This is a genomic window from Phyllobacterium sp. P5_D12, from assembly GCF_054049495.1.
Genome location: NZ_JBFUMG010000160.1, coordinates 1 through 8,982, shown reverse-complemented (window position 1 = coordinate 8,982; position 8,982 = coordinate 1). Strand labels below are relative to the sequence as shown.

Below are 8,982 nucleotides of genomic sequence, written 5' to 3'. Positions count from 1 at the left end.
AACAGCGGCGACAAAGACTGGCCACAAACGCTGCAAGGCAAGGCAAAGGAGTTTTATGATCGCTATCAGAAACTTGCCAAGCCGCAGGGTTTCAAGCTCAAGGCAATGGTCATCAGCTTCCCCAACGGCATGCCCGGCGACGTCGGATTCTTCCTGAACTGGGGTTCAGATCGCGCTTGAATTTGGCACCATAGACCAGGGGAAGGAGCTGCCATGAGCCTGCTCATTCGGAAAATCGCTTGGACCCTCCTCCTTGTCGCGAGCTTCGGTAGCCCTGCGCTCGCAGACGAGCCGACCTTCGCCAAACTTCAGGCAATGTGCAGAGACAGGAAAGATGAGCTGAAACACGGTTTTTGCATCGGGTTCGTTGAAGCTATTGCGGTGCGTATTGCCAACGAGAACAAGCATTGCCAACTTCTTCAGAAGTACATCGACAGCCCAAACGCAAATATTGCGTTTCCCGATTTAATAATCGATCTCGACCCGCAGGAATATTCCGGCAGCGCCCTCAAATCCGTGGAAAAATTTTTGCTCAACAGAGGGTGCAACTAAGTGACGGGAGATTTGAAGATCTCGTTTGAATGTTCGCAGATAGTAACGAATCGGCACGGTTCCAATTGACGGATTGCGAATTTCGTTCTCACACGCGTGTCGCGGCAAGTACTATTGAGGGCAATTTTGCCGAACCCGTGTGCGGGTCCGGACAAATAGGAGCGTTGCGCAATGGCACCCCACGGCACGGACAATCGATCTCACAAGCCTGACCGCGGGCTGCGTCCCGACCTGGTTGCTGGGCTCACGGCGGCGGCGGTTGTCCTGCCCAAAGCCATGGCCTATGCGACGGTCGCTGGCCTGCCAGTCAGCATAGGGCTTTACACTGCGTTTGTTCCGATGATCGCCTATGCCCTTCTGGGCACGTCACGAGTCCTGAGCACCAGCTCAACTACCACTCTGGCGATACTCACCGCCGCGGAACTCGGTATGGCGGTGCCTGACGGAGACCCCGCAAAGCTGATCACTGCGACTGCGACGCTGACCGCCCTCACCGGAGCCCTGCTTGTTCTCGCTTCTGTCCTTCGTCTCGGGTTCGTTGCAAATCTGATTTCAACGCCCGTACTGACCGGCTTCAGGGCCGGCATCGGTCTCGTGATCGTGCTTGATCAGGTGCCGAAGCTTTTCGGGATCCACATAACGAAAGAGGGCTTTCTCCGCGACGTGCTTAGCCTTGGCCAGCATCTTCCCGAGAGTTCCCTCGTCACGTTGGCACTCGGAGCGACGGCGCTGGTCGTGCTCCTCATTACAGAGCGCATTTGGCCACACTCGCCGGCACCGCTGGCGGTGGTCGCCGCAGGTATTGCCGTCTCCTGGTTCGGCGGTCTGAGCGGTGCCGGTGTGGCAACGGTCGGCCTCATTCCCCAGGCTTTGCCCTCCATAACGCTCCCAACCCCCGACCTCGTGATTATGCTGCTCCCCGGGGCCATCGGCATAGCGCTAATGAGCTTTACGGAGACGATTGCCGCCGGCAGGGCCTTTACTATCCGTTCGGATCCGCCGATCAGGGCGAACCGGGAACTTCTTGCCATTGGCGCGGCCAACCTGTCTGGCGCTTTCTTCGGAGCCATGCCCGCCGGCGGCGGGACATCGCAGACGGCGGTGGTGCGCGCCGTCGGAGGACGGACACAGAGGGCATCTCTCGTCACGGCTGCTGCCTCTGCGGCAACCATGCTGGCTCTTGCCCCCCTGTTGGGGCTTCTGCCGCAGGCTGTGCTCGCAGCCATCGTGATCGTCTATTCAATTGGTCTGATCCAGCCGCTCGAGTTCGCATCGATCCGCAAGGTGCGAACAATGGAGTTCCGATGGGCGCTCGCGGCCTTCCTCGGCGTGCTCGCATTCGGTACGCTTCAGGGCATCGTTGTTGCGATCGTGCTGTCGCTGATTGGCCTGTCCAGTCAGGTGGCACGTCCGCGCATCCACGTGATCGGCCGCAAACGGGGCGAGGACCTGCTGCGTCCGATGTCGCCGGAGCACCCGGATGACGAGACCTTCGAGGGTCTTCTGATCGTGCGTCCGGAAGGAAGGCTCTTCTTCGCTAACGCCCAGCAGGTCGGCGACCGTATCCGGGAACTCGTTGCCAAAGACAAGCCAGGCGTCCTGATGCTCGACTTCAGCCGGGTCTTCGATATCGAATATTCTGCGCTGCAAATGATGATCGATGGCGAACGCCGTTTTGCGGAAGAGGGAATCGCGATATGGCTGGCAGGCCTCAATCCGGATGTGCTTGACTACGTCCGAAGATCCGGCTTCGCCAACCACGTTGGTAACGATCGCATGTTTCCCACTGCCGAAGCCGGCCTTCTCCGATATCTCACTTCCTCCCGGGCCGCTACCAAGGATGGTTGATACTCGGACTGCTCGCATGCATCGCAAGGTGGAGGCGAGATCGAAAAAAGCGAAAACAGAAAAATGCCGGCCGAGCGATCGCGCTTTTGATATTTTCGGAAGCGCGTAACGCCAGTTGAATTTGCCCCGGTGCAAACTATCGCCGGCTGCATAAGATTAACAGACAATTCTGTCCGCTCTGAACCACTGGAAGACGTCTGAAAGGAGTAATCCTATGCGAACAGAAGAGGGCCCGGAAGATGAGCGGAAGGAACCGCCCCTTTATCTCTACGAGTTGGAATTCCTGGTTGAGCTAGCTATCACCATCGCGATTAGTCGGCTTTTATTTTTAGGGGATTTGCGAGCAGACGGACCCAAAAAACGCTGTTCACGCGATAGACTCCGTGTGGTGGCTGAACCAACGCGGAACAAAGTCTCTTTCGCGTAGTTGCATTCCTGCCGAGACCTTCCGGCTGTGGCCTGATCCCCTTTTGGGACAGGCTTGGATTAAGAACACCTGATAATGAGGTGATGCCATGAGAGAACGCAAGGAGTCTTATGTTTCGTACCATACCCGATACGAAATAAAGCCGCCCAAGGAGGACGGCCCCTATCTTCGGCGCGGCGCTGAATGTGCGGACGCGATWGARGAGATGTTCAAGGATCAGATTGCCCTTCCATTCAACCACCTCACCTATATCCGGGTGCATGAGAAGGCCAGGGAAGCCGGTTGGCAGGATCAGGAGATACGTAAGGCCATCCTCTTTTGGATCGACCAGATGATGCTTAGCCAGGTCGCAGGATCTGACGGCGAGGTCATTGACTATCTGGACGAGTTCTGGCGCTGAAAAATATGGCAAAGAATGGCAGCCGCTGCACTACTGTAGCTCCTGCGGAGAACACATGAGTGGGGGGGTGATTTGGAAGCGGATTTTTACGCTCAAGGCGGGGGCAACGGTGTGTTCGAAATGCGCGACGGCCAGATCATTCGAAAGGCATGATCCGATGCGAATTGAACGCCCGGTTGGACTGCAGATCGTTGGCCGCCGACGTGTCGGCTCTACACCCGATGCGGTCCTTTCTGATCCACTGGTTGGGCGGCAGCAGCGGGCAAAAAGTCGACGGTCGCAGGATTGCGTGACTTTAAGCGATTTCGCGCTCCATACGCACCTCGGCCTCCAGACCTTCGATATCCCGATATATTGAGGCTGTGGCGAGAACCCGTCCGCCGTTTCTGTATTGCAGCGCGCAGTCCTTCGCTTTGATGTCACCGTCAACGACAATCTCATCCCATTTTCCTGCGTGACCAACGTAGTTGATCGGGACGTCATAGTGCTGGCTCCAGAAGAAAGGCACGGCGTCGAACTTTTGCTGCAGCCCAAGCATGTTGAGTGCAGCGACCTGCCCCTGGCGCTCCGCGACCACCCAATGCTCGACGCGAATGTTTTGACCAGAATGCGGATCTGGCCAGCACGCGATGTCGCCCGCCGCATAAATCCCCGGCACACTTGTTTCGAGATAGGCATCGACCACAACGCCGTTGTCGATAGCAAGGCCGGCCTGTTCGGCCAAGGCGAGACGCGGTCGTACCCCGATACCGGCAACAACGAAGTCGGCCTCATGCACGGCTCCACTCTTGAGTCGAACGTTCAAGCCTTCAATTGCCACCACCGTGTCTTGGAGATGAAAAACAACGCCACGCTCTTCATGGAGCGCCCGGATGAAATCACCCATCTGCGGTCCGAGAACTCGCTCCATCGGCCGTTTGTTCGGAGCGACGACGTGAACTTCGATCTCGCGTGCGCGCAAAGAGGCCGCAACCTCGAGCCCGATAAAGCTGGCCCCGATCACGACGGCACGCCGAGCGCTCTTAGCTGCAGCGATGATGGCGCGGCTATCATCGAGCGTACGCAGCGTATAAACATTCGTCTGATCCGCGCCGGGTATGGTCAAGCGCACTGGTTCTGCGCCGGTTGCCAGGAGCAGCCGATCATAGGGAATCTTCTCGCCGCTAGCAGTCACGATATCTTGTGACGAACTATCAATGGAGGTGACCTCCGTCCGAAGGCGAAGGTCGATTTTCGCCTTGGTATAATACTTGTCCGACCGCAGCGGCAGCCATTCTTCGGGCGCGCTGCCCGCCAGGTAATCCTTCGAAAGGTTCGGTCGGTCGACCGGAGCTGCGGAGTCTGCGCTAAGCATGACAATGCTGCCCTGGAAATCCCGCCTGCGAAGCATTTCCGCCGCGGCAAAACCCGCCGCACCACCACCAATGATGACTATGCGTTCCGGTGCGGCCGATTGCGATGGCTGTGCCTGTTTTTGGTCATCACGCTTATGTTGAACGAAGAGATGTCCATCTCGCTTATCGACACGCCAGCACGACAATGAGCTTAGAGCCGGCGCGCGGATAGCTTCGCCACTACGCAGATCGAAGCATGCGTGGTGCCAGGGACAGCGCACCGTGCTTTCCACCACCAGCCCATCGATGAGGGGTCCGTGATAGTGGCTGCAATAAGCATCGATCGCAAAGATCTCGTCCGCCACGCGCAAAAGGAGGACGTCCTGTTGGCCGACATGACCGAGGAGCTTCCCTCCGTCGAGGGCGGTCACAGGAACGCCCAGCGTCAGGTCTGGGCCGATTGGGGACTGGTTTCCAACCATAGGTGTCTCCCTTGATAGTGAACAGATAGCAGCCTTGAAGGCGATACTGCTGACTGTCAGTTGGACTTCAGTATATTACGACCTGTTATGCGGGGATAGAAGCGCACCTACGATCGATCGACCGTGCCGCTTTCTGATACGAACAGTCGGCATCGGTATCGACATAAAGAATGTAAGTCCGCTTTACGCCAACGGCGGACGTTGATGGCTCAGGCTTGAGCCGCGGTCGAAGGTTCAGCTACGCCAATGCCGGTGCGTCGCATGGATGCGAGCCGCGCCGCTGCGGCCGCCAGAGCGGAAACGGCAATCTGTTCAAGACCTACATTCAGCAAGTCAGCGCAACGCGAAGTGCGCTGACTCCCGCGGGGGGGGGGTACCCTCGCTTCGTCGGCGACCGCCCACCGCACATGAACTATCGCCCGAATTCCCAGTCGCCTTGTTGTAGCGGAAGGGCTGTACGTTGCAGTCCTTCAGGGGGCGATGGACTTGTCAGCACGTGCTATTTTCGAACTTTCATCTTTGGCAGGTTGCTCAAGAGGGACTCGCACGCTTTGGTAATGTGGTTGACAGGCAGTTCCGAAGCTAGAGCCACATTTCGATCTCGACAGGCAGCAAGGATCTGACGGTGCTCGCGATCGTCTAACCTCGGCTCTCGATCCGCAGCTCGTCGGCGAAGTACTCGACACCATGCGCATGACAATGATTGTCGTCACCCATAAAATTCGCTTCGCACGGGAGGGGTCGGATCGCGTCGCATTCTTCCGGGATGGCCGTATTCACGAGATGGGCTCGTCGGAGCAAATATTCGATAATCCCCAGAGACCGGAAACTGCGGCCTTTCTGAAGTCCCTTTGATCCGCGCGCCGGATCTCGCCTTACACACAATGAAGGAACGTAGAAATTGCGCTCATTCGAATGCATCCAGGATCGGTGCAATCAGAACCGATGTGTTTCAATTGTTGCGAAAACACTATCCTGCCCTGCGACCCAAACCCAATTTATTTGATCGGCCAGTGCCATAAGCAGGAAGCGTTATAAAACTTGACTGTTGGCGAAACAACGCGCGAGCATGTCCGCTTCGTGATACGGTGAGCGATACTTGGCTCTGCCTGGCAGTTCTGCCTGCTTGGATCGCGAAAGCATCCGGCCATGTACAGCGTAATTGAAATTTGAAGTGAGGCGCTCTGTCGAGCGCAGCATTTGCTTTACCTGAGAGGGAACGCAGGATCCGAGGGATCTGCGATAACAACACAAGGAAGGCATACTTCTATGATCACAACCGCTCATAATTCCATGCATTTCACCGCGACTGCACTTCTATCTGCGATGCTGGCTATGACTATTGCGCCCGGAACAACCACACGCGCATTGGCAGATGAGGCCGAAGCTAAGACCATCCTCAAGGCGATGTCCGACTATCTTGCGGAGCAAAAGGCCATCTCCTTCAAATACGACACCAATCTCGAGGTCGTCACCAAGGATCACCAGAAACTCATGCTCGCAAGCTCGGGTACAATGGAAATGGGAAGGCCAGACAAGATCCGTGCAACGCGCTCCGGCGGGTTTGCCAATGTCGAGATGACATTTGACGGCAAGACCCTGACGCTGCTCGGCAAGGATGACAATCTCTATGCCCAATTCGAAGTGCCCGGGACGATCGACCATTTGATCGACGAGTTGCGGTATACTTATAATAGGCCTGTGTCAGGTGCCGATCTCCTCCTGCCGGATGTCTACGGCGAGCTGATGCAAGACGTCGTCGATGTGAAGGATCTCGGAAGCGGGGTGATCGGAGGCACGGAGTGCGATCATCTGGCATTCCGGGCGAAGGATGTTGACTGGCAGATATGGGTCGCCCAAGGCGCGGAGCCCTATCCGTGCAGGTACGTCATCACCGATCCCAAGGGCGATCAGGGCCCGCAATACAGCGTTCAAATCAGTGACTGGAAGTCCGGGACTGATGTCGTCGCGGACAATTTCTCGTTCAAGGCTCCGACCGACGCCAAGAAGGTCGACGATCCAAAAAAACTTGTAAACATCGATGAAATTCCGGACCATTTTGCTGTGGGAGGCACCAAATGACCCTTTCAAGGAAACTCAAGATTGCACTGCTGACAGGGATCGTCTCGTCATTCCTGCTGGAAGCGGGAACGGAACTGCCCATTCCTGGCATCAGTTTTGTCACACTAGCAGAAGCAAGGGTCGGGCGGCCACTGACACCCGTCAGTGTTGCTGGCGCTGCACGCCGTACTACGAGGCGCACAGTTCGGCGCTGTGTGGCCGGAGTGTATGTCTGTTAACATACGGGGCTAAATACCGTGTAGAGGCAGTACAGCAGAGCCGTCTCAGTTGCACCTCGTCGTCGGCCCGGTATCGCAGCCCTTTTCGACAGGTTTTCTCACACCGCTTGGCCCGGTCAGCCCACCGACCTCGCTCCCGAAGTTGTCGCGGGTAGTTTGATCGACAACGGCAACGGGAGCGGCCAGGATCAGTCCGGCAGCATTACCCGCTGCGGCAGCAGTACCCGTTGTCGCCACAAGTATCTGGTCGCCGAAGCCTACCCTGTTATCCGTGAGCGTCTGGCCTTCGGAAATACGTTTGCCGATGAGTTGAACGACCTCGGGGGATTCCGCAAACTTGCCGTGGTTAAGACTGTCGCCGGCCTTAATCTTTGTCAGGTCAATCACGGCGATCTTGTTGTCTTCAAGTTCCCGTTTATATGGCGGCTGCTCTGGGTCGATGGACCCAAGCCGGGCCACGTTTCCCCACACACGCCGTGAAAACGCCAGCGCGCGGTCGTCACGGGAAACGAACAGCGTGAACTGCGGGTGCTGCTTTCCCATGTCAACAATCTGCGAGCGGAACACATCGACATCCACGTCGGGAGCTGCCAGCATGACATTCTTGAATTTTGCTGGCAGCTTGCCGTTGCGGATCGCCATCTGACGCAGGGACTCAAGAGCGAGCCAGTTTCCCATTGAGTGGGCCAGAATCGAGACTTCCTTCACCTCGGGATCCTTCGCGAGATATTGGAACAGGTTTTCCAAAGCGTTCCGAGTATAGTTTGTGCTCTCGCGGTCATAGCCGTAAGCAAGCAGACTGCCGCGCGAGGGCCACGTCACCAGCACAGGGGCACTATGCACGCGGGAATCCTGGACAATCTGCGCGAAACGGTAGACTGAGTCTTCGAACCGATTGTTGAACCCGTGGACGAAGACGAGAACGCTATGATCTGGGCTCTTCTTGACCGAAACATTCAGCCATTTTATCGCCCCCTCCCGCGTCAGCTCATCTGCTTTCAACGTTGCAAAATCCGTCGCCGGGTTGGGCGGCAACCTTTTCGGCCAGGCGACCTCCCCCTCTTTCCGAACGTTTTTTGGCGGGATCGACACGGTGATGTCTGCAAATGCCGGGGCCAAACCGCGCTCCCCCGTAAACATCTCACCACGATTAGAGGAACGGCTGCGGGTCGTCGTAACCAGCATTTCGACCCTGCTCGACGTAGGCGCGGTGTCGGCAACTGGCAACAACACGTTTTTTGGACGACCAGCACAACCTGCCGCGAGCACGAGGACGCCGCAGACCAACACCCATTTTGGCCACCCGAAGAAAAGAGGCGACTTAGGGACCATCAGTGAACTCCCCACACCGTCGCTTCACAGATTGAACAGAACCCCCCAGTTCTTTTTCGCTCAAACGTAAAGTGCGATCACATTTAAAAAATAATTTAAGTTTGAAACAGGTAAATACCCATACCAGAGGAACTCTACAGCCGCAAACGTCATTGGTGCCACGAATGATCGGACTGCCATTGATTTCGGTAAAGGGCAGCGTTGCGAATTTCCATTGTGCTATCGGTATCATTGTTTTTGCGGTGCAGATGGAGAGGGCACATCCAGCCTGATGAGCCGGGAGAACTCCGGTGACAATCCCGCTGCC

The 8,982-nt window shown here is 56.7% G+C and carries 8 protein-coding genes and 2 pseudogenes; 7 read left to right on the top strand and 3 right to left on the bottom strand.

Features of this window, described 5'->3' with window-relative positions; translation table 11 throughout:
- The 4 genes and pseudogenes from ACXJ5O_RS12630 to ACXJ5O_RS12615 form a co-directional block, all read left to right on the top strand.
- Nucleotides 1-180 (top strand): annotated as a pseudogene (locus ACXJ5O_RS12630) (histidine kinase); the annotation flags it as partial.
- A 33-nt stretch (nt 181-213) separates the two neighbouring features.
- On the top strand, nt 214-552 hold the full coding sequence (locus tag ACXJ5O_RS12625; protein ID WP_457300183.1) for a hypothetical protein: 339 nt from the start codon (nt 214-216) through the stop codon (nt 550-552).
- A gap of 171 nt (nt 553-723) precedes the next feature.
- Complete coding sequence (locus ACXJ5O_RS12620; protein ID WP_457300182.1) at nt 724-2,400, top strand: SulP family inorganic anion transporter; 1,677 nt, start codon at nt 724-726, stop codon at nt 2,398-2,400.
- Between the two features lie 515 nt (nt 2,401-2,915).
- Nucleotides 2,916-3,227: a hypothetical protein gene (locus tag ACXJ5O_RS12615; protein WP_457300181.1), complete on the top strand. Its 312-nt coding sequence runs from the start codon at nt 2,916-2,918 to the stop codon at nt 3,225-3,227.
- A gap of 295 nt (nt 3,228-3,522) precedes the next feature.
- Here ACXJ5O_RS12615 and ACXJ5O_RS12610 read toward each other — a convergent pair whose 3' ends face one another.
- Complete coding sequence (locus ACXJ5O_RS12610; RefSeq protein ID WP_457300180.1) at nt 3,523-5,043, bottom strand: FAD-dependent oxidoreductase; 1,521 nt, start codon at nt 5,041-5,043, stop codon at nt 3,523-3,525.
- Between the two features lie 633 nt (nt 5,044-5,676).
- On the opposite strand from ACXJ5O_RS12610, the pseudogene glnQ reads away from it, so the two are divergent.
- The 3 genes and pseudogenes from glnQ to ACXJ5O_RS12595 form a co-directional block, all read left to right on the top strand.
- Nucleotides 5,677-5,898 (top strand): annotated as a pseudogene (gene glnQ / locus ACXJ5O_RS12605) (glutamine ABC transporter ATP-binding protein GlnQ); the annotation flags it as partial.
- Between the two features lie 414 nt (nt 5,899-6,312).
- Nucleotides 6,313-7,125: a DUF2092 domain-containing protein gene (locus ACXJ5O_RS12600; RefSeq protein WP_457300179.1), complete on the top strand. Its 813-nt coding sequence runs from the start codon at nt 6,313-6,315 to the stop codon at nt 7,123-7,125.
- Nucleotides 7,122-7,343 (top strand): hypothetical protein, encoded by a 222-nt coding sequence (locus tag ACXJ5O_RS12595; RefSeq protein ID WP_112532647.1) that lies wholly within the window; start codon nt 7,122-7,124, stop codon nt 7,341-7,343. Before ACXJ5O_RS12600 ends, ACXJ5O_RS12595 begins: the two co-directional genes overlap by 4 nt.
- A gap of 45 nt (nt 7,344-7,388) precedes the next feature.
- On the opposite strand, the gene ACXJ5O_RS12590 is transcribed toward ACXJ5O_RS12595, so the two are convergent.
- Both ACXJ5O_RS12590 and ACXJ5O_RS12585 read right to left on the bottom strand, forming a co-directional pair.
- Entirely contained in the window at nt 7,389-8,612 is a 1,224-nt protein-coding gene (locus ACXJ5O_RS12590; RefSeq protein WP_457300184.1) for an alpha/beta hydrolase, read from the bottom strand.
- Between the two features lie 52 nt (nt 8,613-8,664).
- Nucleotides 8,665-8,982: hypothetical protein (locus ACXJ5O_RS12585; RefSeq protein ID WP_457300178.1), on the bottom strand; the 318-nt coding region annotated here is incomplete at its 5' end.

Excerpts from the sequence above, each read along its gene's own strand:
- ACXJ5O_RS12610 (WP_457300180.1), bottom strand. The coding sequence starts at position 5,043 with ATGGTTGGAAACCAGTCCCCAATCGGCCCAGACCTGACGCTGGGCGTT.
- ACXJ5O_RS12620 (WP_457300182.1), top strand. The coding sequence starts at position 724 with ATGGCACCCCACGGCACGGACAATCGATCTCACAAGCCTGACCGCGGG.
- ACXJ5O_RS12625 (WP_457300183.1), top strand. The coding sequence starts at position 214 with ATGAGCCTGCTCATTCGGAAAATCGCTTGGACCCTCCTCCTTGTCGCG.
- ACXJ5O_RS12595 (WP_112532647.1), top strand. The coding sequence starts at position 7,122 with ATGACCCTTTCAAGGAAACTCAAGATTGCACTGCTGACAGGGATCGTC.
- ACXJ5O_RS12600 (WP_457300179.1), top strand. The coding sequence starts at position 6,313 with ATGATCACAACCGCTCATAATTCCATGCATTTCACCGCGACTGCACTT.